Consider the following 23,866-nt stretch of genomic DNA (forward strand, 5'->3'; position numbering starts at 1 on the left):
TGAGGATTTGCACAAGAATCATTTTCTTTTTGACCGGAACCTGCTATGATAGAAGTATATGTGTGAATAATAGAGGTGATACTAATGCGGTTTGTCGCAACAATTATTTGGGCTTTCGTCCTAAGTGCTGTCGCAGCGTTTGTGCTGACGAGCATGTCAGGTGATCCATACGATATGTCACTAGTTATCGTCATGACAATCATCTTCAGTCTAGGTGTATGGACTGTATCTGCTGTTCTTCCAAAAGGAGAAGAACACGAATAAAACCTTGCCGCTTGGCAAGGTTTTTTCTTTTACCATGGAATAAGACTGAGTGCTGCCAATCCTACAAGCGGTAATACCAGCCGGCGAAAACGACCGCCGGGATATCCGTACCCGTATCCGTAGCCCGGATATCCATATGGATTGCGATAATCGTCGTCATCCTCTTCCACATAATCATACTGCTCATCTGCAGGTATTGCGAGATGGACATACTCATCATCCACATCCAAAACGATGCCATCCATCTGATAGCCATCCATAAGCTGCACAATAACATATTGATTTTTATGCTGCTTACACATATCCATCATATGATGGGACTGTGGATGTGATTGTTCATAAGAATTCGTCACGATGAACCTTCCCCCTTTACACCCTCAGCCTATGCCGGGAAAGTGTCCTGTGTGCAAAAAAAAGCCCTCTTGCAGGGCAAGAGGACTACTTATTAATCCGGAATCCCTAGCGCTATCTTCGCATAACGGGACATGCGGTCTTTAGACCACGGCGGACTCCATACAATATTCACTTTCGTTTCCTTCACTTCTGGAATATCCATAAGAACCCGTTTGACATCTTGTTCGATATGGCCAGCCAGCGGACAGCCCATCGCAGTCAAAGTCATCGTAACAATACCAGTACCATCTTCATCTATATCTACTCCGTACACTAGGCCAAGGTTAACGATATCAATTCCTAATTCAGGGTCGATTACGTTTTCCAGTGCACCGAGCATATTCTCTTCCAACGCTTGATCCATTCCTGCTCCTCCTTTATCCCAGTTCAAGAAACTGTTTGTCTGCATCTATTTAAACATATTTTCGTCAAAATAGAAATAAACTGCTACAGTACCTTCTCCAGCCATGCCGTTCCAGCAAGCATCGCTTTTCTGGAAACCTTGTGTCCGGATCCCGCTTCCGTAACATACGTGAACTGCTCCTGATCTACGGCTTCGTATTCCAGCATCTCATAGAAACTGCGGGAATGTATATACGGAACAACAGGATCTTGATCACCATGCCAGAAGAACATTGGCCGATCTCCAATTGCCTCCGGATGCAGGGATAGATCGATACTCTCAAGAGAGGTAAACAACTGCTCCAATTCTTCCTCCGGTATATTCATTTCAACACCGGATTTCTTTACCGCATCCACCATACCGCGGGCAAATGCTGCAATCTTTGGAGATCCCATCATTACCATACCAGCCTGGATCCACTCAAATTGTGTCAGCGCAGCACAAGCCGTGATACCACCCATACTTGTACCGCCAATTGCAAAGCGATTATTCTGTATTAAGCTTTTTTCAGATGCATACTGATGAATCTGCTGTAAATCATATAAATTTTCCTTTACGATTGCGAAAAATTCCATCTGGCGTTTATTGTTGCTAACACCGTCTTCTCGTATACCATGGTGAAGAGCATCCGGCAAAAGCACACGGTAGCCTTTTTCAGCGAGCATGTACGCAATAGGAAGATTATGTTCCCTGGCACTAGTGAAACCATGGAAATATGTAAACACAGGAAGTTCTTGATCTTCAGCACCTGCTTGCTCTATTCGAAGCAATGGCACCTCGTTCCAAACTTCTTCTTTAATGACGATCATTTACTTCATCCTCTTCAACGTTTTCCATTACCTACTGCTTCATCTTAGTATGTCCAGGCAGCTTTTGTAAATCGAAACTCCTTCGTCTTGACGATTTCTTTACAGATACGTAAGAGAAGGATACACTATAATGTACAATATAGAGGTGATAATAAATGGAAAAACATTTGATAGCACTTGATTTAGATGGAACACTTTTAACAGATGACAAACACATCTCAGAAAAGAACAAGCAAGCCATAGCGGCAGCAATACATGCTGGTCATGTTGTCGTTATCGCAACAGGAAGACCGCACCGTGCTTCCTTGGCATATTATCGTGAACTCGGGCTCACTACCCCGATGGTGAATTTCAACGGAGCGCTCATCCATCATCCGGATGATAAAAAATGGGACGCTGTCCACTCCCCTATGCCGGTCCGTACTGCACGTAAAATCGTGGACACATGCAATAAACTTGATGTGAAAAATATAATTGCAGAAGTGATGGATGATGTATATATCGATCGCTTCGACCAATACTTACTGGATTTGTTCCACTTGGAGGAAGAAGATGATCCGATTAAAGTCGGCAGCTTGAAGCAGGCATTGCAAGATGATCCAACTTCCTTGCTCATTTATCCGCACGAAAACCAAGTTGCTTCCATACGGGAGTCGCTTGAAAAAGAGCATGCTGAAGTAATTGAGCATCGACGATGGGGTGCACCATACCACATCATCGAAATCATTCGCAAAGGCCTGAGTAAAGCAGTCGGACTGCAGAAAATTTCCCATTACTATGATATACCGCAGAAAAACATCATCGCCTTCGGTGACGAAGACAATGATTTAGAAATGATTGAGTATGCTGGTGCAGGAGTTGCAATGGGCAATGCAATCGGACCATTGAAGGAAATTGCAAACTATACAACAGGATCGAATATGGAGGATGGCATTGCATCCTTCCTTCATTCTTATCTAAAGCTCGAAGTTCCGGCAAATTAACAATTTTTACAAATCATAATTCCTGCGTGCAAGGAGCAAAATAAAAGCGTAATCGGGTAAAGCCGGTTATGCTTTTACTTCTTTAGACGTTCGGAGGGGTAACGAATGAGTAAGAGAAGTAAATCTAAACGGTTCACAAGTCAAGGAGCGCAATCGGTGAGGCAGCATGACGATGTTTTCGTCTACCGCGAACGTTTCAGCGATAGTGTGAAGAAGCATCAATCAGAAAGCCATAATGGAGGGTTTTAGGATGGAAAACTTCTTCGAGAGAGCCAAGAAAAAAGTGCAGGGCTTGACTAATAAACCAAGCCAGGATGACTCTGCAACAGCGCAAGAGGCTATCCAATCTGCATACAACGATGCATCTGCAGAAGAAAAGCAGCAATTGCAGGAATTCGAGCAGAAGTTCGACCAGTAACAAAAAAGGCAGATCCGTTTTTCGGATCTGCCTTTTTTAATATTATTCCTTTTTAAATGCAATGAATCCTTTGTTTCCATGCTGGAGGATTGATTGCAAAATAACAGTCGACAGCTTATTCGGCGGGTATGGTTTGATCAAATAATGATTGATTTGATAGTGCTTCGCCTTGTCCATTTCCTGAATAGCACTAGAAATAAAAATCGGAATTTGCTTTAGCTCTCGATGCTGTTTGATTTCATGAATGACATCCCAGCCATCCAAACCTTCACCAAGCATCAAATCAATTACGAATGCTGCTGGTTTTAAATACGGCAGCTGTTTGATCAGTGCCTCTCCAGTTATAAATCGGCTCACATCAAAGCCAGCATCCTTCAACTCATCCTCCAGAAGAAGCGCTAAACTGCGATCATCCTCAAGCAGAATTATTTGGCAGCCGCATTCGACTTCTGAGTGGAAATGCTTATCTGCCTCAACCAATGGCAAAACAATTGAAAAGACACTGCCCTCACCTTCCGCTGATCTGACCATGATTTTTCCATCATGAGCTTCAATGATTTCTTTGCAAATTGCAAGACCTAATCCAGTACCCCCAATTTTACGGCTGCTGGAATTATCAAGTCGATTGAATTTCTGGAACAGTCGCCCCAGTTCTTGATCCGGTATGCCGATACCTTCGTCCGAAATATGGACATAAAGCTGATGCTCCTGCTGCTGAACAGAAACGACCACATCTCCGCCATCCGGAGAGAACTTAATGGCATTACTGAGCAGATTCGTCAGCACCTGGATCATTTTGTCCCGATCAACACTCACATGATCGTAAGCGCTACTTTGCTGGAGAACAAGATTATGATTGGTGTTTGTAGATTGGAAGTTCTCGATCACCTGCTCTACAATTGGTGTGAAAGGCTGTTTTTCTTTCACATATTCTTCCTTTCCTGCTTCCATGCGCTGCAAATCCAGAAAATCATTAATCAGGTTCGTCAGCCTTGTCGCTTCCTGATGAATCGTTTGTAAGTATCTTGCTTGGCGCTCAGGTTTCAGATCCTTGGTGATCATCAGCTCTGTATAGCCGAGTACACTTGCCAGCGGTGTTCTTAGTTCATGGCTGACCGTACTAACAAGATTTGATTTCATCTGATCTACTTCATATTCCGCAGTAATATCACGGTAAACAAAAAGGGTACCGATTTTCTCATCATGTCGTTTAATAGATACATGATAGAGCAACAGTATTTTGTTCTGCATGCCGCTAACACGCAGCCGCAGTCCGCCCGCTGGCTGCTCCCCCTCGAAGATGGCTTGTTTCACATATGTTTCGTATTCTTCCTTGTTCTCGATATATACACTGCTATACTCCATCCAACTCGTATATTCATTGCAAGCGTCCCGGCGGGATTGCACGGCATCAAGCTGCAGGTATGCCTGCCAATTGGCGTTATACTGCAGTAGCTCGCCTGTATTGCTGACAAACTGGATTCCTTCATTCACATTATCGATGATATCCTGATTAAGCTGTCTATTATATTCAGTCAGCTCATAGGATTCGATCTTATCTAGGAATAAGCTGAGTCGTCTCAGTATCCAATTCAATTCTCTCTGTTCTGACTCATGGAATGGCCGCTGGAACCTTGTACAGATAAATACTGCAACCAGCTCTCCAGCAGAGTTCTGCACTGGAATATGCAGGTCCTCACAAATTCCGTTTTCTCGATAACCTGCTTCCCCTTTGTCTGCTTGCCTTTCAAGTATAAATGGTTCTGGATTTCCTTCCAGACGTTGAATCACAGTCTGGAAATGCGCAGCTACCGGCTCTTCAAATTGTTTTGCAATCCCAATTGCTGCCCACTCAGGAGTCTCTGTCATGAAAATGACTCCATGATCATACCGGTAAAGAGCAGCTAACTCTTTCATGATCGTATCCAGGAGTGCCTGTTTCTCCATCGTAACGGATAAAGTATTATTCATGCGATTCATTCGTTCGATACCTTGCTTTGTCTCCTCGGTCTCGCGCAACGAGTCTCGGAGCATCTTCTCAGTCTCTACAATTCGAGTAATATCCTGTTCGATCACGATAAGCTGTTCTATCACCTTGTCTTCATCTGAATACGGCACAATTGTTGCATGGACCCAATAGCTTGAACCATCTTTTTTCAGATGTTCCAATGTGCCACTCCAAGCGTGACCCTTAAACAGCTCAGGAAAAACTGTCCTGATGTCTGTCGTATTCTCTTCATGCGCGATAATCCCAAGAAGACTCCTTCCGATTAGCTCTTTCTCCGGATACAGAGAAATGGAACTGAAATTCTCATTAACCTGCGTAACTATCCCTTTGTTATCCAGTACGATTACCATCGAAGATTCATTCAATGCCCAGTTCAAATTACGAAGATCATTGACGAAGCTCTCCAGCTGTTCTTGCTGTTCAGTGAGTTTCGTATTCTTTTCGGAAAGATTCTGTTCCCGATTTCGAATACGCTTCGTCATATCCCGGAATGCATCCGACAGAATACCAATTTCATCATTTCGCTCAAGCGGCGCAATAGTTACATTTTTCCCTTGTGCTACGTCATAGGAAGCATTGGATAGATCATACAAAGGCTTTCCTATATTCCGAGTGAACTGTCGGTTAAAGAATAACAATATACCGAATATAAGTAGGACAAAGAGAAACAGCATATAAGATTCCCACGTGTTATCCCGCATGAATTCATCATGCAATTCGGTTACAGCATCCTCGTTATGCTGTCTCAAGTTTTCTGTAACGCGCAGGATACCATTGATTTCGTCTATCCGCTCATCTGCTACATCACCTGTAATGACCTGCAAATTATCTGACTCAATAGCTTCCTGCATCTCTGGATAATAGGTATCCCAATAGATAGCCTCAAAACTCTGGAGACGTGCCAGATTCTCACGTTCTTGCAAGGAAAGATCAAATGTTCCTAGCTTAGCCAGGTTATCCTCTAGCGATATGTGGGAGTTCTCTGCATTTTGTCTTTCCTGATCATTTGTATAAAGAGCATAGCCACGCATATGGAATACCATGTCACTGAAGTCGGATTTAATATTCTGCAGAACGCCTCGCTTCTCTACCAAAACATTCCGCTCGTTCTCATATTGCTTATTGGTGGAATAATGCATATAAAAGAAGGCTGCAATGCCTATCATTGTTGCCAGCAGAACAAAGAAAAGAATATAAAGGAACTGCCTCTTAATCGATTTTCGAAAGTAATTAGGCATTAAGTATGTCCTCTACTAACAAAATCAGCTGAGCTGGACTAAACGGTTTCGCCATATAATAAGGAATTCCCACTCTTTTCGTCTCTTCAATATCAGCCTGCTGTGTCTTGGCCGTCAGCATAATGATCGGACATTTCCGTTTCCAATCTGCTGAAAGCGACTGGGCTACCTCGATTCCTGTCTTGCCGGGCATCATATTATCCAGAATCACCAAATCATAGATTTCTGATTGCATTTTTTGCAGTGCTTCGTTTCCATCAACTGCATTCTCAATCTCATGACCTTCTTCTTCCAAAGTATCAGTAATTAACATACGCAATACCTCTTCATCGTCAGCCACTAATATTCTTGCCATCTTATTTCCCCCTCTTAGGTGCGGAGCGTCAGTCTTTTGATTCTGGCTGCCACTTCTTCGACATGAAATGGCTTTGTCATATAGTCGTCCGCTCCAAGCTCCAGCGCTTTCACTACATCCTGGTTATCCTGCCTGCCTGTCAGCATCATAACGAACAAATTCTTTTCGTTTGAATATGTGCGTAAAGCTGACAGCACTTCGAGTCCATCCATATCCGGCATAACACCATCAAGGAGAACAATGTGCTTGCCCGCCTGTCTGATCCAATCGGAGTCTAACAAAGAGCTACCGTCTGCAAAAGCTCTTAGCTGAACACGGTACCCATCCATCTGTAAGCCTTCCAGATTGTCCTGAAGCAAGGAACGAATGATAGTATCATCATCTACTACCGATAGATAAAGAGATTTGTAAGGCTCTTCTCCCATATTATGATGACAAGATTCGTAAACATTTACTTGCTGCTTTCCGTTACGTTTTCCGTAATACAGCGCTTGGTCTGCTTGCTCGATCAGCTGCTCCAGCAATAATTGTTCATCACTTACTATCGATGCCACTCCAGCTGTAAAGGATGTATAGATAGTTGCCTGAGCCAACTCATGCGGCTGGTGTATGTAGCCCTCTAGGATCTTGCGCAAGCGGCTTGCTGCCAGTTCGCCCTTAATGCCTGGCATGAGCAGAAGAAACTCTTCTCCTCCATATCTGATGACATAATCCTCTTCTCTCACAGCACCTTTCAAATAGGCAGCAAAATCCCGCAGGACAATATCACCGCTAGCATGACCATATGTATCATTCACTTGTTTAAAATTATCGATATCAAGCACGGCACATGTAAAATCCGACTCACGACCAGCCGGGAAGCCAGCTAAGAATGAACGGTTATATACTTGTGTTAGTGGATCGACAATGACTTGCTGCTCCATCGTATCTAAAAGTTTCAAACGATTAAAAATGATTTCGATTACCAACTCATCCACTTCATGCTGATCAATTATATCTGTGATGCCATTCCGAAAATAAAGCTGCTTTTCCTCAAATTTAAGATTTCCGCCAATAAACATAACAAAGGAAAACATCTTCTGCTGAACATAGACAGTATCTTCCTTAGTAATATGCTCTCGCCAGCTGCCATCTACCAGTGTTATAAGTGGATGTGCTTCATAAAGATGCGCAATTGCACGTTCTTTGTCCGCAGCTACAATAACTTGAAGCCCCTCCTTCTCGATACGCTCTCTCGCTCGCATGAGCCAGTCATTATTGCTGGATATTAACAATAAAGGCTCCTGCCTGATAAGTTCCCGTGGTCTAGCAGGAAGTTCAGCCTGCTGCTGTAATACCGCCTCGATTGCCTCTATGACTGGCATCCAAATATCTTTCGGCAGACGTTCTCCTTCTATTTCCGCTATGCGGATCAGCTGGGCTTCTGCAACTTCAGACAAGGTATTCAGACCTATAGATGCTCCTGTGCCTTTCATTTGATGGACTAGCTGATACAAATCTCCTTTTCGTATCGTGTCCTGCTGCTTGAACATCGCAAAACTTTCATTAATTTTCGTCGTAAATATCTCTTGGTATTTCTTCAATCTGTACACCTCTATCTTTATTAAGCACTTAACTCTTGGTGTAATAGCTAAGATTGCAGGTTGATTATATCACAACAAAAACCTTCAGCTTTGTTTCCCTAAAAATTTACTATTATAAAATAAATCAGTAAGTTTTACTATCAGGAGACCATATAGTAAGTGACCGAAAAACCAGATAATAATAGCCAACCAATCATCCACAGCTGATACGGGCTGATTGGCTAGAAGTGATAAGGGAAAATAAACACAGGCAGTGCAGAGACTTAAACCAATACCGATTATCCATCTGTTTCTCCCTAGTTTCTTTTTCGACAAGAAGTAAACTAGGACAATTGCCCAGGAAATAATAATGTGAAAGAGATTGAGCATATAATCATTCCAATCCACCTGTCGAATAAAAGGGATAAAATCGACATTAAGCAATAATGTATAAACCTTAATAGCCGTTATTTGCTGCCAAAGATACATCCAGGCTGACAGCGCAATACCAGCTATACCACCAATGCATAAAATACGAATCACCATCGAATATTCCTCCTCTTTACCTATTCACTACCCAACCCCGTTTCTGCTTAAGCAAGTTATTTCCCACTTTTTAAATCGTTCTCTATCTGCTATGATAGTGGTAAGTATGGACGCTAGGAGGCCAATAGCATGAGTATAAGAGTGGAAAATACCCCGAATCCGAATGCGAAGAAATTCACTACTGATAAAATTATCTTTGAAGGCAACGGCAGTGTGTCTGTCATGCCTGGACAAACGAGCGAGTACGCTATCATGAATCAGCTAATGACAGTGGAAGGTGTCGATAATGTTTTCGGCTTCCAAAATTTCATTACAATTAACAAGCTGCCAAACGCAGATTGGGACGAGCTTTCTGCGAAAGTCGTCGCTGTCATGGAAGAAGCAGGCTATTAAAAAAAGCTGAGGAGCCAGAATGCTCCTCAGCTTTTATTTATCTTTACGGAAGAATCCATAGATACCAGCTGTCTCTACAACGTTCATGAAAGCTGATGGATCCACTTCTTTAATAATATGTTCCAAATCATACAATTCATATCGGGTGATAACGAGCATCAGCATATTTTTATCCTGCTGTGTGTAACCACCTCGGACTGGAATAATCGTAATACCTCGTACCATTTTATTATAAATCGCTTTAGATAGCTCGTCCGCCTTTGTTGTGACAATCATTGCAGTCACCTTCTCATAGCGGGTATGAATCGCATCGATTACTCGAGTCGAGACATACAGGGTGACTAGCGTATACAAGGCATTCGCCGGTTCATTGAGGACACCTGCCAAAATGATGATGATCCCGTTCAACAGTAGGAAATACGTGCCAACAGGTCTATCCTTCAGACGAGATAGAATCATGACGACAATATCCATTCCTCCAGTAGAAGCACCCCATTTTAATGTCAGCCCAACACCGACACCAGCAATAACGCCGCCGAATACAGCATTCAGGATAATATCGTCCGATAGAGCATGAATCGGAAGCAGCTCAAGCATAACTGTCATACAAGCAACTGAAAAGAGACTATAAATGGTAAAGCCTTTGCCCACTTTCATCCATCCTAGAATCGCTACGGGGATATTCAATAAGAAAAGCCAGATCCCTGTACCGATTGAGGTGATGCCAAGAACTTGGGCAAAGAAATCGAATAAGAGCTGTGCAGCTCCGGTAAAGCCGCTGCCATATACACTTGCAGGTATCAGGAAGAAATTCAGTGCCACCGCATTGAGCAAGGCTCCGAATATAACTACCACAATACGTTTCACTTCAAAATAGAACAATTATGTACCTCCTCAAAGTCCCATACATTAAAAAGCTTGCGCAGAACGGCTGAAAGCTATTCCTGCGCTAAGCCCGCGAATCATTATAGCCGAAATCACTCTGAATGAAAATAGTTTTATTATGTAAGGAGCTAATATAGCCCCTAAAGTCATACACGAATCTTCACATCATGATGCCGCAGCCAAAAGTCAATCTGTCCCAGATGCGCAAGCAACTGCGGACCGGTCATCAACTGACCAAACCACGGAGCAGTCACATCCTGACCTTTGCTTTTGACAAGTGCCTCAATGGATTTCCGGTCAAATAAGTCAAATAACCTCGCATCATCATCCCGAAGGATTTCTTCCAACCACTGAACGACAGCAGCCGTATAAACAGGATTATGTGTTTTTGGATATGGACTTTTCTTCCGATAAAGTACTTCATCCGGCAAAATTCCTTCGAGTGCTTTTCGAAGTATGCCCTTTTCCTTATTACCATACGTCTTTATTTCCCACGGGATGTTCCAAACATATTCCACCAATCGATGATCACTAAACGGAACTCGGGCTTCAAAACTTGCTCCCATGCTCATCCGGTCCTTTCGATCGAGCAATGTCGGCATGAACCAATGCATATTCAAATAAAACATCTGCCTCCGTTTTGCTGCTTCCGCTTCCTCACCAGGCAGCAGTGGTGTTTCATCAATTGTATCTTGATATCTATCAAGCATATAGCCATGCAAATCAAGGTCACGCTGCCATTCCTTCTTTAGCAGACTGTTACGGACTTGGGCCGAGCGAATCCAAGGGAAGCCTTCTCTGTTCAAGTCATCCTCTCTGTAAAACCAAGGGTAGCCGCCGAAGATTTCATCTGCGCATTCGCCTGATAATGCCACCGTCACATTCTCCTTGATTCGTTCACAGAACCAAAATAAAGAGGCGTCGACATCCGCCATACCAGGCAGATCACGGAGAATGGTCGCTTCTTTTAATGAGCCAGCTAATAATAGATTATCCATCACATGTGTCTTATGATTCGTACCAAATGCTTTTTGCATTTTCATAACAAATGTCTGGTCGCTAGCCGGCTGGAAATCGCTTTTCTTGAAAAACGTATCGTTTCCATCAAAATCGATCGAGAATGTCGAAAGCTGCCCTTTGCCTGTTTCCTTATAGTGATTCGCTGCAATAGCGGTTATTGCGCTAGAATCAACTCCGCCTGAAAGAAAGGTGCCGAGCGGTACATCCGATACAAGCTGCCGTATGACAGAATCTGTAAGTAATTCCCTTACTTTTGCAGCAGTTTCTTCTATAGAATCTGTATGCTCTCTACTTTCCACATTCCAATACCGAGTCAGCTTCAAACCGTTCCGATCGAATTTCCCTATGTGAGCTGCTCGCAATTCCTTTATGCCTTTGAAAACACCATGCCCAGGTGTCCGAGACGGACCGAGCGCCAAGATTTCTGAAACCCCTTCATTGTCAAGCACTGCTTCCACTTCTGGATGAGCAAGAATCGCTTTCAGTTCTGAACCGATCAACAGCCCGCCATCCTGTTCCATATAGAAGAGTGGTTTTACACCTAATCTATCTCTTGCAAAAAAGAGGGTTTCCGTTTTGTCGTGCCAAATAGCGAATGCAAATATCCCATTGAATTTCTCGACACACGCTTCCTGCCACTCGACATAGCTCTTAAGCAGCACTTCCGTGTCAGAATGCCCTTGAAAGGACCATCCACGCTGCTTCAATTCCTTCCGAATATCTTCTGTGTTGTAAAGCTCACCATTATAAATCAATGTATAAGTCCCGCGCTCATCAGTATACTGCATCGGCTGTTTGCCTCCTGCAGCATCTACTACAATCAGTCGCCGGTGACCGAACAGGACATGTGGTGCTCCCCAATCGTTGTACTCATCCGGACCCCGTTTCGATAATGTCTGAGCCATTTTTTGGATCACAGGTTTCTCCTGCTCCAGATTACGTTTGAAATTAACCCACCCGGTTATACCGCACATATGCCCGCTCTACTCCTTTTCTCGCCTAAGTCATATATTAAGCCGTTACTTCTACAACATATGAAAAGTGGCGCTAAACGTGAGCAAAAGAAAAAAACCTGCCTTAGTAGGCAGGTTTATGGCAGGAATCCCATCGGAAGGATACCAAAGCCAAGCAATAATGTAATGACTAGCGCGATGAAGAAGATAATCCACCAAGCTTTTGCGGACTTTTCCTTCTTCAGTTTCACGAGAATCATCTCCATGCAGACAATGACGATCAGCCCTGCAATTCCCTTAATGACCGCCTGGACAGTAAAGGAAGATCCAGATGCGTCAAAATATCTCCATAATAGAACAAATCCAGTATAAAGGATGAGCAGATAATCAAGCCGCAGAATCATATGCGGAATTGTTGCCTGCTTTACTTTCTTCTCGCTATAAAGAACAAGCGCAAAGAAGAAGAGCAGAAGACCGAGTCCCCAGCCTATTATATGTGTAAGTATCATTCCGTCCATGGTGCGCCTCCTTTTATTATGTACCCGTACATCATACCATGTTTCCCATTATTGCCGCATCAAGACACACGCTGTTCGTTTTTCTTCCGAAGCGGCTGAATTTTCCCATATGTCAGTATCCGCCAAAGCCATTCAATAGGTCCAAAGGTGAAATAACGGAACCATACACGGCTTAGCACAACTTGAAATACAAAGACTCCAATAACAAAGCAAACAAAGCCTAGCAGAGAAAATTCTGCGTATAAGCCGAAGCCGATACCGTAGAACAAAACGAACATCAATACAGACTGGAATAAGTAATTGGACAAAGACATGCGCCCGACATAGCTTAACTGACGTGCAATCCAGCTGAATACAGGGAGATTTGATAGTAGCGTTATCAAAGAAAGGTAAAAAAGTGCACACGCTGGACCGCCGATATAATCCTGAGCATAACTCAGCCAAAGCGGAGCACCAATTAAGTATGGCCCTGCTTTAAGAACAAGAAAAAGGAATCCAGTAATAATAGTGAACCAAATGAGCTTGCGTCGGTTTGCTGAAGGGTCATGAAGCAGCTTCGTGCGCGCAAGATATGCACCTAGAAGCATTAATGGCAGCAGCATAAATATACCTACGATTATGCCCCCGACTCCGTTCGACATTGACCAGTCCGCGATGTTCTGCTGCAGGATGTCAGTGTATGTTCCATTGCCATAAGCAGTCAGCTTGCTTGTTATATCCATCGTGCTGGACAGCATTTCATCCATTCCTTCTCCAAGCATTGATAATGCCAGAGTTGAAACCGTAAGCAGCAGAACCACAGGAACAAGCAAAACCGGAATCATCGTCAGCAAAACCCATTTCGGTGTGTAAAGGAATGGAATAAGCAATAATCCAATAATCGCATATGTAAAAAGAATATCCCCATGCCAAATAAGAAATGCATGGATTGCTCCAAGTCCCAGCAGCACTAACATCCTTCTGCTTAGGAACCAGCCGGGCTTAATGCCGTCGCGTTTCCGGCTATCGAAAATAAGCTGCATGCCGAAACCGAATAATATGGAAAATAACGTGTAGAAACTAGCTTGAAAGAATATATCGATGCCGCCTAGCAGAAAGGTATCAAGTGGCGAATCCCATTCAGGTGAATCAATTCCTGGCATATAATAGGGAGAACCGAATGAAGGTGCATTTACCATGAAGATACCGAGTATAGCTGCCCCTCTTGCTGCGTCGATCCAATGCAGCCGTTTTGTCTGTGGCAAAGGTCTTATTTTTTCTTTCATCTCATTCCGCCTCTCGCTTAGTCCAGATGCATCATTTACAAAATTAATATGGATGCTCTCTGTCAAAATTGCTAAAATTAGTATATCACATGCTACATAGCGGAAAGGGTTAAATTATGTTTAAGAAACTAGCTTCTGATGCTCTAGGTCTCTCTGATATCGGCAAGATCATTCCTCCAAGTGATTACGATAAGACGGATGCTGATGATTATGTCATGAATGAAGATAACGAAAAAATCTACTTTTTGATTAAAACGAAACAGGATGAGTATTGCTTTACAAATCTCTCCATCATCCATGTTGACGGTGAAAGCGCCGTTTCTTCCAAACGTACTCTTCGCCGTTACCCATATATGCAGCATCGCATCAGCAACGTATATTTGGAAACAGCCGGTAAAGTGGATTTGGATATCGAAATTAAATTTTCCATCGATAATCAGGTAATCAGTATCGACGTTAAGAAAGACCAGATCGATCAGCTTAAAGATTTATATAAAGCTTTGCTGCGCATTGCAGAGATCAATTATGAAAACAGCTTATTTACAGATATGGCACATACAAGTCTGGATAAAGCAGCAGCCATTCTCCAGCAATCACGTTATACAGACGGCACGCTGGATGAAACGTACAAGAAATTGACTGAATTCGGCTTCGAATGGCTGACATCTACCAAACATAAATATCATGCACATGATTTCGGCGCAGTTTACGAAAAATATATCAACAACTAAAAAGAGTGACTCGCACTATGCGAGCCACTCTTTTTATAGCGGGCCTTCCCAAACCCCGTCGTATTTTTTGTCAGTACTCAATATCTCATGTGCAAATGTACATACCGGCACAATTTGTTTCTCTTGTTCTCTTGCATAATCTACGACTCGATCTATCAATTGTTTTCCAATACCTGCGCCCTGCTTATCCTCTATTACCATAGTATGTTCAATGACAATATCATCAGATTCTGTGAATGTCACCTCTGCATCAGGCTGGTCACTATTTCCGATATAAAATCGCCCTTTTTCTTGTTTGATGTCAGCCATCGTACCACTCCTTCCTTTCCTTACTCTACCCGCATGATCAGCTAGGTATTCATATGGAAGCCTGGTGTTTGCCGCTTCTAAATGTAGGGTAAAATGCAATGATCAAACTCAAGTAGAAAGGCGTCCTATATGCTTATTAAACTTTTACCAAGACCTTTACGAAAATATCTACATATGACAAAGCGTCAGCGCAAGCATGAGGCGCAGCTTAATCTTTGGATGATGCCGACAATCTATATCGCAGGAACGCTTCTTCTCGTAGCGATTCCACTGCTGTTGGATCTATATTTTGATTTACCAACTAAAACAACGGGATTCTTCAATGCTTCTGCTTCGAATACTGGTACTCTCGTGAGTGTATTAGTCAGCGGTACACTGCTTTTGGCAGCTTATACTTTGAACTCGATTTTAGTAGTCTTAACAAGTTTCAGTTCAGAGTATTCGCCGCGCATGCTTTTCAATTTTATCTCCGATAGGACGACACAGCATATTCTTGGGCTTTTTTATGGAAGCTTTGTGTTTATGCTCATTTCCTTCCTGTTTGTCACGAACAGTTCCCGCGATTATTTTACGGCTGTGCCGATCGCGTGTACGCTTGTCACACTGGCGGCAGTTATCGGTTTTGCTTTATTTGTAAACCATACAACAACATGGATGCAACTGCACAATATTGTGGATGCCATGAAAAGCGAGTCGGAAAGGATCATCCAATCGACTTTAATTGATGAGCTGGAGCCGTACCGCTGTGATGAACCTGGTTATACATTTGAGGATTACACAGGATACACTTGCAAAGCATCTAATTCCGGTTATATACAGCTGATTAACTTTGTGGATATGATCAAACAGGCAAAGAAAGATGATGTCGTCATAAGGATGGATGCCAAAGCAGGTGACTTCGTGTTGAAAGGCAATCGTTTGTTCAGCTATCGCGGACCCGGAGCGCAGGATGTGCAAATCGAGAAGTACAGCAAACTCATCCAAATCGGGCATAAACGATCCGAGATACAAGATGTAGATATGAGTATGAACAAACTAAGTGAAATTGCCATCAAGTCGATTGGAAATGATGATCCAACCTCCGCTATCAATACGTTTCATCAAATGGCAGATCTGATGATTAACATCGATGCATCTACCACACTCCACCCTTATTTGCAGGATGAAGAGGAACAGACAAGAGTCGTTTATAATACCGTCACTTTTTCTACGTATCTACATGAAGGTTTCGGACGGATTCGGCACTATACTCAAAAAGATTATCTCTTGATAGTGGAAATGATCCAAGTTTTCATCCGGATGACTGATACTATATCTGAAAAGAACTTCCCTATAATATGGGAGTTCGCCCAAGACACAATTCTCCATATCTCAGATTCTGCTTTCTTCCAGGCAGACCGGATTCGCTTACTGGAATATCTAAAACAATTAGCAGAAGTTACCGGCCATGCAAAAGATTATTACCCGCTGGAAAGACATCTCCAGCCAAAATGAAAAAGGAGACAGCAATGTTGCTGTCTCCTTTTCTTATACTCGTCGCAAGAGGCCTTTATCAAAGAAGTATAGATAGCTTTCCTTGACCGGTTTCTTCCAAATCCGTTCAATTGCCTTAGCGTAAAGTTCAATCTGAACCCGGTACTTCTCTGTGAGAATTTCTGCTCTCCTATTCGGATCTTCTCCGTAAAGTGTATCCGTTTTGTAATCCAGGAGCACAAGTCCATCTTCCTCCACTAGAATCTGATCGACCACTCCCTGAACGACTACCTTGTCAGAAGCTGCACCTGTCCAGTCGTTGTACAGTTCGTTCGCAGGCAGTGCCAGTGTAAAAGGAGTTTCCCGATAGAAGTGTTCAGCTTGGCGTATGCGATCTGCTATTGAAGACTCTAGGAAATCAAGTATCCGCTCCACGTCAATTGATGCTGCAGCATCCTGCTGTAAAAATTCCTTATCTACCAATTCTAGCAGGAACTCCTCCAGCTTCTTCTTATCCCATTCCTTTCGGATATCGAGCTGCTGCAAAACAGCATGGACTGCACTGCCTCGTTCTGCTGGTGTAAGTTCCTTTGATTCTTGCAGGAAACGTGGTCTGCTGGCAATCGGAACTCTTTGCTGAATACGGTTCATTATACCACTATCACTGTAGCTGTCCCGTATTTCCCGCTGACGCTTAATTTCAGTCACAGTCTGCTTTGCCCGGAACTTTGTCGCTTCTGTATGCAGGTAATGATAAGTCAGACGGTTTTCCACTTCTTCCTTCCAATCTGGATTTTCTTCACCTGGATACCAATCAGTAATACGTTGAAGCAGCTCTTGGTTTGCTTCTTCTTCCTGTTCATCAGAAGTTAGATAGTCTCTGCTTTCTTGGAGACGAATTCGCCACTGAGAACTGTCCGCCGTGATTTCTGTCGGCAGCTGCTGGGATAGCTCCTCAGCTCTCAGTTCCGTTGCTTGTTCATGCCGCAGCAATGCAGGTGCCACCCAATCCAAATAGGATGTTGCTTCCAGTCGATAATGCGAAGGCAGCACCCATGACGGGTGATCAGCAATTTGACGCCACTTTTGCAGTTTCTTCTCCAATGATGCGACATTACCGACCATGACGAGTTTTTCCTTTGCACGTGTCAAAGCAACATAAAGGACCCGCATTTCTTCCGCTAGTGATTCCCGCTGTTTCTCTGCCTTTAATGCATGGTAGATCAAAGTTGGATACATTAGCCGTTTCAATGGATCGATATATTTACTACCAAATCCTAGATCTTTATGCAGCAAATAGCGGTTGCGAAGATCCTGCTGATTGAACGTTTTATCCATCGCACCGGTGATGACAACAGGAAACTCTAGTCCCTTACTTTTATGAATGGTCATGATCCGAACAACGTCTTCCTGTTCACCTAAAGCCTTAGCGGCTCCAAGATCGTCTCCTCGTTCCTCCATACGTTCAATGAACTTCACGAAGCGGAACAGTCCGCGGAATGATGTATTCTCGTAGTTTCGGGAACGATCATAAAGAGCACGCAGGTTCGCCTGACGCTGCCGACCGCCTGGTATACCGCCAACAAAGTCGTAGTAGCCTGTTTCCCTCATGATCGACCAAATTAATGCTGATAACGCCCCCTGTCTTGCTTCCATTCTCCAGGAGCGCAGCCACTCCAGCAGGCGTTCAATTTTGATAGAGATCTCATCATTCGCCGTTCGAACATAGACCCTCGCAGCTTCGTAATAGCTGCTTCGCTGATCTGCTAGTCTTACTTTGGCAAGGTCATCTTCCTTCAGACCAATGATAGGTGATCGCAAAACAGCAGCAAATGGTATGTCCTGTAGCGGATTATCAATGATTTTCAGTACACTCATCATCACTTTTATTTCAATTGCCTCCAGATAACCTGTCGAAAGCTCTGCGTATACTGGAATGCCTTGCTGCTTCAGTTCCTCTACAATTGCCGGTGCCCACGTCATGGAGCGCAGCAGTATGACAATATCCCGATATTGAATATCGCGTTGCTGCTGTGTGGATTTATCGACAACCTTCATTGCATCGTGGCCATCGTGACCGATCCATTGCTGAATCATCCTGCTGTATGCTCGCCCTTCCAGCTGTGCTTTCTCCAGATCCTCCACCATTTCGGTGTCGGTATCAGCATCTTCTGCTTCCTCCGTACCGTCGCGATTGATAATAACTAGCTCAACGTCGGTATCATCTTGTCTCAGGTCATCATACATTTTGTTTGCATAGATGAGTTCTGCTTCTTTTTCGTACTGCATTTCCCCAACATCTTCTGAGAAAAGCTGTCGAAAAATATAGTTTGCTCCGTCGAGCACTTGCTGCCGGCTGCGGAAGTTGCTGGCTAAATCAATGCGCATAGCTGGATGTTCTGGATCAGAAAAAGCCTTATATTTATTCAAGAATAATGTCGGTTCAGCATGACGGAAGCGATAGATGCTCTGTTTTACGTCTCCAACCATAAACATATTGCCACTTCCTGAACGGTCAGAAATCAATGTAACAAGTGTTTCCTGCACGAGGTTTGTATCCTGGTATTCATCTAATAATAATTCCTTGAAACGGTTCTGATAGCTTTCGGCAATGTTTGAGGGAATGATCTGTTCCGGTGTACTGTTTTCATCGATCAGCACCTCAAGACAAAAATGCTCCAGATCTGAGAAATCGACTAATGCCCGTTCCCGTTTCTCCAATTGATAACGGCTGCGGAATTGCTTGACTAGCAACGCGAGCTGTTGGATCGACGGATAAAGCTCCAGCATATCCGTTAAATAGACTTCAAGCTTTCGAGCAAACCAATCGCCGGAAAGCTTGCCCCATCTCTTTTTATAAGAATCACGCAGTGCTTTTGCCTGCGATTTTTTCATGTCATCACATTCAACCTTTTTGCCGGAAAGTCTGCCGAACGATTGCTCTTTTATGAAACTTACAGCATCATTCCAGCTGCCTTCCACAAGGTGCTTCGCTTCGGCAATGAACTTCCTTTCAGCCTCGAAGGTTTCTGCGTAATGATGCGGCCCATCAGGTTCGCGTGTCAGAGCAAGACCTTGATCTGCTTCCTGCAGCATCGCCTGCAGCTGATCATTTGCTTCACGTTTCAATACTTGCAGCCATGGCAGTTCATTCTCATCCTGGATAGCAGACACATTATACAGCTCTGCCATCTGATCCAGCCAAGCCTCCGGATATGGATTCTGGGTAGCGAAATCATATAACTTCAGAATAAGATCTTCCACTTCCAGGTCATTGCGGTCATTGCTGAAACGATCAACTACGCCAAAGAAAGCTGCTTGCTCCTCGCCTTCCTTACCGTACCATTCTTCCAGCAGCTCCCCAATTACTTCTTGGCGAATCAGATCCGCTTCCAAGTCATCTGCAATACGGAAACCTGGATCCAAATCCAGCATATACGCATATTTGCGTACAACATCCAGGCAGAACGAGTGGAGCGTGGAAATAGACGCATTCTGCAGCAATGACAACTGCTTACGAAGATGCTGAGAAGAAGGGTTTGCCTCCAAAGCCTTTTCAAGAGCTGTTCCAATCCGGCTGCGCATCTCTTGTGCAGCTGCATTCGTGAAAGTCACGACTAGCAGCTGATCGATATCAACCGGATCGTTTTGATTTACAAGCTTTTGGATAATTCGTTCAACAAGAACAGCCGTCTTACCTGAACCTGCTGCAGCTGCGACTAAGATATCATGTCCTTTGGCATCAATAGCCAGCTGTTGTTCGTCAGTCCACATTACCATGTCGTTCCACCTCCTTCTTGATGCTATTCAGTACATCTTCATCCTTCATATCTTTTATTGCACGATATTTATTACCGGCAAGTGATGCGTCGAATTGACACACTGCCTTGAAATCACAAAACGTACAAGCACTTCTATCATGATGGCGATAAGGATTCAAATGCACTCCGCCATTTGTTATATCCAGTCCAGCTTGCTCCATTAAAAATCTAGTATGTTGCTGCAAAGCATGGAAAGTGTCTTGATCTGCCGTCTGGGAACCAGCTCGGAATGCACCATCTTTTTTCAGGCCTGCCGGAATGATCTTACTCATACCTGATTCCAATGACGTGTCCATCATACGGGCAACAGATTCGTTTTCCAGCAGCATGCCTTGCATCTTGAACTTCTTGAATATCTCGTCCTCAATATCCACCTGTGATCTGCTCGATTGCGAAATCAGCGGATTATGCACATGGAAGTATAATACACCTGCCGGGGTCGCCTGGAGACCGAGCCACTGCTCCGAATGAGACAGAACAACATCCAGATAAGCGAGCATCTGGAGCGCGAGACCATAGTAGACTTCTGTCAGGTTCAGCGCTTTGCTGCTGGATTTATAATCGATAATACGAAGAAACAGATCTTCCTGATCGATTGCTTTATCGACGCGGTCGATACGTCCTCTGAGCTGTACTTCATAGCCATTTGGCAGCGTGATCTCAATCGGCGGCAGTGTCTGATTTTCCCCGAAGTCAAGCTCAAGCCCAACTGGAGAGAACTTGCTTTGCCGCGCCTGTTCACTCAGCGTGTAGGCAGCACGTGCGATAATTTCCTGAAGCTTTTGCTGGATATACTTGAACCTGTTGGAGCTATGGAGAATCTGATTCTGCAGTACAGGTGCGAGGTTGCCCATCGCTCGTTTCGCATATCCTGTTGCATCTTCCCGGTTAAGCTGCGCATAATTCCGGCCATCCAGCTGTACCCAATCTGTAATCTGCTTCAATGCTTCATGGAAAAGCTGTCCGATATCCGGCGCATCCAGCTTGTAAGTCCGTCTGTTTTCCAACCCAAGACTGTACTTAGCAAAATGCTGATAAGAACAGCGGTAGTAGGTTTCCAAGCGTGACACACTTGCTTTCACCTTTTTCGGGAAAAGCTGCTCCTTTGTCTCTTCCGCCAAATCCTCTGTTTCATTCCGATAGAAGAGGCTTTGCAGTATCCTCCCTGTCAGCTCATCCTCGCTCTCATGGCTGATGAACCAGTTCAGTACACTATCCCAGACAGGATGAACTGGATAACCCCGCATTTTACGGGCCAGCTGAGTCGTAAGAGCAGAACGACTCTGATCGATAGTAGCAACAAAACGAGCCGTATCCAGACTGTCCTCCGGATCCTGAAGCATGCGCTCGTCACAGCACCAGTCGAATAAATCTTTCATGCGCTGCACGAGTGAAGAAGCCATCTTCGCCTTTCCTTCTTGATCACTGATTGGATAGCTTACCCAAAGCTGTTCACTTGCTGCCGTGAATGCAAGGTACATATAAAAGCTCTCATCCAGCAGCTGGCGCTTGCTTCCGGCCGCAAGCTGTAAGCCGTATACGGCCAGTACTTCCCGGTCCTCCTCGCTGATAAGTCCATCGGGCTTCGGTTTCATTGGCCATACGCCTTCGTTGACACCAAGCAGGAAAGCACATTTCAGTCCGCTTACCTTACTATGGTCGATCGTTCCGACAATCACTTGATCTAAGCTTGGCGGGATATGAGCGAATTCAAGCGATTCAAAACCCGTCTCCATTGTGTGACGGAAAACTTGCAAGGAAACGCGTTCGTCCCCAACAATCTCCACTGCTTCATCCAACAGCTGAAGTACACTATCCCACACTTGGTCCTGCTCTCTTGCTCTTTCCAGCTCACCACGATCGTCGAAAATAACTTGCATTCCCTCAAGGCGCTGCGGTACTTGCAGCTGTTCCAGCCAATTGTAAACAGCAATCGAGCGCTCACGGAATGTCTTACCTTCCCGCAGCTTTCGATCAAATTTCTTCATCGCATCCGCAACTTGACGGCGATAATGATTGATCCGTTTCTGGGTTTCCAATTCCTTATCAGTTTGCCGTGTTGTATCAAATCCGCGGAACCGCTGGAAAATCCAGTCTTCTTTCTGCAGCCAGCGATCCCTGGAACGAATACCATACTCAAGACAATAGTTCTCTAATTCATCAATTGCTTCTTCTGTCAGTGGATAAACTTCATCAGTCGATGGGATGAAACCTGTCTTCAATACGCGGAAAACAGCTTCATATCGCCAATTACCATCAACGACTTCCATCCCTGATCGAATCAGTTCCAGCAGCGGGTGATGAATCATCGGCTTTTTCTGGTCAATGAAAACAGGAATATGATAATCCGCAAATACTGTTTCGATCAGCTCATGATATACATCCGCCTGTCTGAGAAGCAAAGCAATATCCTGATAACGGTAACCTTTCTCCCGTACAAGCTTAACAATCTCCTGCGCGGCACCTTCGACCTCCGCTCTTGGGTGGACTGCCTGCGCCAAGGTGATTGGTACTTCCTGCTTCAACATTGGAGCTGGACGTGTCTCCAAGTGCTTCTCTAAATGAAGGAAAGCTCGGTTATGCCCAAAGCGCCCATCGGCAGGATTGAGCTGCTCGATTGAAGTGATCGGCACATTCCTTTCTTGCGCCGTCTGTTTAATCTGAAGGAATGTATCATGTGTGCGCGCAAACAAATCCAGCTCGTCAACATCCTGACGGTTTGCACCGTCCAATGTAAGTGTCACTGTTACTTGATCGGCTTCTGTCATCAGTGCACCGATTACCTCCAGCTCCTGCGGCGTGAACTGGTGAAACCCGTCCAGGTAAATCTCCGATCCTTTAACAGAACGCGACAATGGTATTTTAGACGCAAGCATTTGCAGCTGATCCTCGCTGTCAATATACTTATCCCGTAAAAGCGCGGTCAAGCGATCGTAAATATAGCTGATATCCTCCAGCTTATCCCGAAGTGTAACTTCAGGGGAATGCTGCTGTTGAAACTGCTCCATTTCCCGGATTTGAGCATGAAGAAGCTCTGGCGTAACACGATAGCGCTTCAGCTCTGTGATCATGCTTTCCAGCTGCCCCATAAAGCCGTTCTTCTCGATCGCTTTCTGAAAGACATTCCAGTCAGATTTACGTTCCTCGGTAATCTTCCGGAGCATCATCTGAACACCTGTTGAGGTAATGAACTGCTTGGTCGCACCGCCTGTCTCCTGCAGGATATACCAAGCCAGCCGCGACAGACTGTATACCTGTGCACGGATACTTCCTTCTACACCGGTTTGCCTGATCAGCGCTTGCTCCTGCTGAAAGGTCATCTGGTCCGGAACCAGATAAAATATATTCGAACCCATTGGATCACTTTTTAATTTAGCTGCAATCTCATCGAGACATGCACGGCTTTTTCCCGCTCCAGACCGGCCGATGATAAAACGTACACCCATTTTAAGCTCCACTCCTGTCTTCCAAACTAGTAATCTTATTCTATCATGTTACACGGGTTTAGGGAAAACAGAT

General features: G+C 44.2%; 21 protein-coding genes. 7 read left to right on the plus strand and 14 right to left on the minus strand.

Features of this window, described 5'->3' with window-relative positions:
- Positions 1-84 precede the first annotated feature (84 nt).
- On the plus strand, positions 85-264 hold the full coding sequence (locus tag AE2B122_RS12900; protein ID WP_095219481.1) for a DUF2929 family protein: 180 nt from the start codon (positions 85-87) through the stop codon (positions 262-264).
- Between the two features lie 29 nt (positions 265-293).
- On the opposite strand, the gene AE2B122_RS12905 is transcribed toward AE2B122_RS12900, so the two are convergent.
- The 3 genes from AE2B122_RS12905 to AE2B122_RS12915 all read right to left on the minus strand — a co-directional run bounded on the left by AE2B122_RS12905 (position 294) and on the right by AE2B122_RS12915 (position 1,869).
- Positions 294-617 (minus strand): hypothetical protein, encoded by a 324-nt coding sequence (locus tag AE2B122_RS12905; protein WP_254593503.1) that lies wholly within the window; start codon positions 615-617, stop codon positions 294-296.
- A 92-nt stretch (positions 618-709) separates the two neighbouring features.
- Positions 710-1,021: a metal-sulfur cluster assembly factor gene (locus AE2B122_RS12910; RefSeq protein ID WP_038559343.1), complete on the minus strand. Its 312-nt coding sequence runs from the start codon at positions 1,019-1,021 to the stop codon at positions 710-712.
- 83 nt (positions 1,022-1,104) lie between these two features.
- Positions 1,105-1,869 carry a prolyl oligopeptidase family serine peptidase gene (locus tag AE2B122_RS12915; protein ID WP_175074352.1) on the minus strand — a complete coding sequence of 255 codons (765 nt, stop codon included), beginning with the start codon at positions 1,867-1,869 and terminating at the stop codon, positions 1,105-1,107.
- Between the two features lie 155 nt (positions 1,870-2,024).
- On the opposite strand from AE2B122_RS12915, the gene AE2B122_RS12920 reads away from it, so the two are divergent.
- The 3 genes from AE2B122_RS12920 (at position 2,025) to AE2B122_RS12930 (ending at position 3,270) form a co-directional block, all read left to right on the plus strand.
- Entirely contained in the window at positions 2,025-2,852 is an 828-nt protein-coding gene (locus AE2B122_RS12920) for a Cof-type HAD-IIB family hydrolase (protein ID WP_095271325.1), read from the plus strand.
- Positions 2,853-2,957: 105 nt separating this feature from the next.
- On the plus strand, positions 2,958-3,101 hold the full coding sequence (locus AE2B122_RS12925) for a hypothetical protein (RefSeq protein WP_170937469.1): 144 nt from the start codon (positions 2,958-2,960) through the stop codon (positions 3,099-3,101).
- A gap of 1 nt (position 3,102) precedes the next feature.
- Complete coding sequence (locus tag AE2B122_RS12930; RefSeq protein ID WP_141230070.1) at positions 3,103-3,270, plus strand: DUF3813 family protein; 168 nt, start codon at positions 3,103-3,105, stop codon at positions 3,268-3,270.
- A 42-nt stretch (positions 3,271-3,312) separates the two neighbouring features.
- Here the strand turns inward: AE2B122_RS12930 and AE2B122_RS12935 are convergent, their stop codons facing one another.
- The 4 genes from AE2B122_RS12935 to AE2B122_RS12950 form a co-directional block, all read right to left on the minus strand.
- Positions 3,313-6,516 carry an ATP-binding protein gene (locus tag AE2B122_RS12935; protein ID WP_175074353.1) on the minus strand — a complete coding sequence of 1,068 codons (3,204 nt, stop codon included), beginning with the start codon at positions 6,514-6,516 and terminating at the stop codon, positions 3,313-3,315.
- Positions 6,509-6,871, minus strand: a complete 363-nt coding sequence (locus AE2B122_RS12940; protein WP_095219485.1) for a response regulator transcription factor — start codon at positions 6,869-6,871, stop codon at positions 6,509-6,511. Before AE2B122_RS12940 ends, AE2B122_RS12935 begins: the two co-directional genes overlap by 8 nt.
- Positions 6,872-6,885: 14 nt before the next feature.
- The gene (locus AE2B122_RS12945) at positions 6,886-8,454 is read right to left on the minus strand and encodes a diguanylate cyclase (RefSeq protein WP_175074354.1); all 1,569 of its coding nucleotides are present in this window, start codon (positions 8,452-8,454) and stop codon (positions 6,886-6,888) included.
- 84 nt (positions 8,455-8,538) lie between these two features.
- The gene (locus AE2B122_RS12950; protein ID WP_095271317.1) at positions 8,539-8,979 is read right to left on the minus strand and encodes a hypothetical protein; all 441 of its coding nucleotides are present in this window, start codon (positions 8,977-8,979) and stop codon (positions 8,539-8,541) included.
- 129 nt (positions 8,980-9,108) lie between these two features.
- Here AE2B122_RS12950 and AE2B122_RS12955 point away from each other — a divergent pair, with 129 nt between their 5' ends.
- Positions 9,109-9,372, plus strand: a complete 264-nt coding sequence (locus AE2B122_RS12955; RefSeq protein WP_095219488.1) for a NifU N-terminal domain-containing protein — start codon at positions 9,109-9,111, stop codon at positions 9,370-9,372.
- A 33-nt stretch (positions 9,373-9,405) separates the two neighbouring features.
- Here AE2B122_RS12955 and AE2B122_RS12960 read toward each other — a convergent pair whose 3' ends face one another.
- The 4 genes from AE2B122_RS12960 to AE2B122_RS12975 all read right to left on the minus strand — a co-directional run bounded on the left by AE2B122_RS12960 (position 9,406) and on the right by AE2B122_RS12975 (position 14,013).
- Complete coding sequence (locus AE2B122_RS12960) at positions 9,406-10,254, minus strand: YitT family protein (protein ID WP_038559323.1); 849 nt, start codon at positions 10,252-10,254, stop codon at positions 9,406-9,408.
- A 149-nt stretch (positions 10,255-10,403) separates the two neighbouring features.
- On the minus strand, positions 10,404-12,251 hold the full coding sequence (asnB, locus tag AE2B122_RS12965) for an asparagine synthase (glutamine-hydrolyzing) (RefSeq protein WP_175074355.1): 1,848 nt from the start codon (positions 12,249-12,251) through the stop codon (positions 10,404-10,406).
- A 116-nt stretch (positions 12,252-12,367) separates the two neighbouring features.
- Entirely contained in the window at positions 12,368-12,748 is a 381-nt protein-coding gene (locus tag AE2B122_RS12970; protein ID WP_245840377.1) for a DUF1516 family protein, read from the minus strand.
- 59 nt (positions 12,749-12,807) lie between these two features.
- Positions 12,808-14,013, minus strand: coding sequence for a DUF418 domain-containing protein (locus AE2B122_RS12975; protein WP_175074356.1), 1,206 nt, complete (start codon positions 14,011-14,013; stop codon positions 12,808-12,810).
- Positions 14,014-14,129: 116 nt separating this feature from the next.
- Here AE2B122_RS12975 and AE2B122_RS12980 point away from each other — a divergent pair, with 116 nt between their 5' ends.
- Positions 14,130-14,744, plus strand: coding sequence for a PH domain-containing protein (locus AE2B122_RS12980; RefSeq protein WP_038559315.1), 615 nt, complete (start codon positions 14,130-14,132; stop codon positions 14,742-14,744).
- 33 nt (positions 14,745-14,777) lie between these two features.
- Here AE2B122_RS12980 and AE2B122_RS12985 read toward each other — a convergent pair whose 3' ends face one another.
- A complete protein-coding gene (locus AE2B122_RS12985) occupies positions 14,778-15,053 on the minus strand; it encodes a GNAT family N-acetyltransferase (protein WP_038559312.1) in 276 nt (91 codons plus the stop codon).
- Positions 15,054-15,227: 174 nt separating this feature from the next.
- Here AE2B122_RS12985 and AE2B122_RS12990 point away from each other — a divergent pair, with 174 nt between their 5' ends.
- A complete protein-coding gene (locus AE2B122_RS12990) occupies positions 15,228-16,547 on the plus strand; it encodes a DUF2254 domain-containing protein (protein WP_175074357.1) in 1,320 nt (439 codons plus the stop codon).
- Positions 16,548-16,580: 33 nt separating this feature from the next.
- On the opposite strand, the gene addA is transcribed toward AE2B122_RS12990, so the two are convergent.
- Together addA and addB are read right to left on the minus strand one after the other, a co-directional pair.
- Positions 16,581-20,306, minus strand: coding sequence for a helicase-exonuclease AddAB subunit AddA (gene addA, locus AE2B122_RS12995; RefSeq protein WP_175074358.1), 3,726 nt, complete (start codon positions 20,304-20,306; stop codon positions 16,581-16,583).
- Complete coding sequence (addB, locus tag AE2B122_RS13000; RefSeq protein WP_175074359.1) at positions 20,290-23,793, minus strand: helicase-exonuclease AddAB subunit AddB; 3,504 nt, start codon at positions 23,791-23,793, stop codon at positions 20,290-20,292. The genes addA and addB overlap by 17 nt, the downstream gene beginning before the upstream one ends.
- Positions 23,794-23,866 lie beyond the last annotated feature (73 nt).

The sequence above is a fragment of the Terribacillus sp. AE2B 122 genome, assembly GCF_902497585.1.
GTDB classification, from domain to species: Bacteria; Bacillota; Bacilli; order Bacillales; family Amphibacillaceae; genus Terribacillus; species Terribacillus saccharophilus_A.

Coding starts and splice junctions, on each gene's coding strand:
- AE2B122_RS12900 (WP_095219481.1), top strand. CDS start 85: ATGCGGTTTGTCGCAACAATTATTTGGGCTTTCGTCCTAAGTGCTGTC.
- AE2B122_RS12910 (WP_038559343.1), bottom strand. CDS start 1,021: ATGGATCAAGCGTTGGAAGAGAATATGCTCGGTGCACTGGAAAACGTA.
- AE2B122_RS12915 (WP_175074352.1), bottom strand. CDS start 1,869: ATGATCGTCATTAAAGAAGAAGTTTGGAACGAGGTGCCATTGCTTCGA.
- AE2B122_RS12920 (WP_095271325.1), top strand. CDS start 2,025: ATGGAAAAACATTTGATAGCACTTGATTTAGATGGAACACTTTTAACA.
- AE2B122_RS12925 (WP_170937469.1), top strand. CDS start 2,958: ATGAGTAAGAGAAGTAAATCTAAACGGTTCACAAGTCAAGGAGCGCAA.
- AE2B122_RS12930 (WP_141230070.1), top strand. CDS start 3,103: ATGGAAAACTTCTTCGAGAGAGCCAAGAAAAAAGTGCAGGGCTTGACT.
- AE2B122_RS12935 (WP_175074353.1), bottom strand. CDS start 6,516: ATGCCTAATTACTTTCGAAAATCGATTAAGAGGCAGTTCCTTTATATT.
- AE2B122_RS12940 (WP_095219485.1), bottom strand. CDS start 6,871: ATGGCAAGAATATTAGTGGCTGACGATGAAGAGGTATTGCGTATGTTA.
- AE2B122_RS12950 (WP_095271317.1), bottom strand. CDS start 8,979: ATGGTGATTCGTATTTTATGCATTGGTGGTATAGCTGGTATTGCGCTG.
- AE2B122_RS12955 (WP_095219488.1), top strand. CDS start 9,109: ATGAGTATAAGAGTGGAAAATACCCCGAATCCGAATGCGAAGAAATTC.
- asnB (WP_175074355.1), bottom strand. CDS start 12,251: ATGTGCGGTATAACCGGGTGGGTTAATTTCAAACGTAATCTGGAGCAG.
- AE2B122_RS12970 (WP_245840377.1), bottom strand. CDS start 12,748: ATGGACGGAATGATACTTACACATATAATAGGCTGGGGACTCGGTCTT.
- AE2B122_RS12975 (WP_175074356.1), bottom strand. CDS start 14,013: ATGAAAGAAAAAATAAGACCTTTGCCACAGACAAAACGGCTGCATTGG.
- AE2B122_RS12980 (WP_038559315.1), top strand. CDS start 14,130: ATGTTTAAGAAACTAGCTTCTGATGCTCTAGGTCTCTCTGATATCGGC.
- AE2B122_RS12985 (WP_038559312.1), bottom strand. CDS start 15,053: ATGGCTGACATCAAACAAGAAAAAGGGCGATTTTATATCGGAAATAGT.
- AE2B122_RS12990 (WP_175074357.1), top strand. CDS start 15,228: ATGACAAAGCGTCAGCGCAAGCATGAGGCGCAGCTTAATCTTTGGATG.
- addA (WP_175074358.1), bottom strand. CDS start 20,306: ATGGTAATGTGGACTGACGAACAACAGCTGGCTATTGATGCCAAAGGA.
- addB (WP_175074359.1), bottom strand. CDS start 23,793: ATGGGTGTACGTTTTATCATCGGCCGGTCTGGAGCGGGAAAAAGCCGT.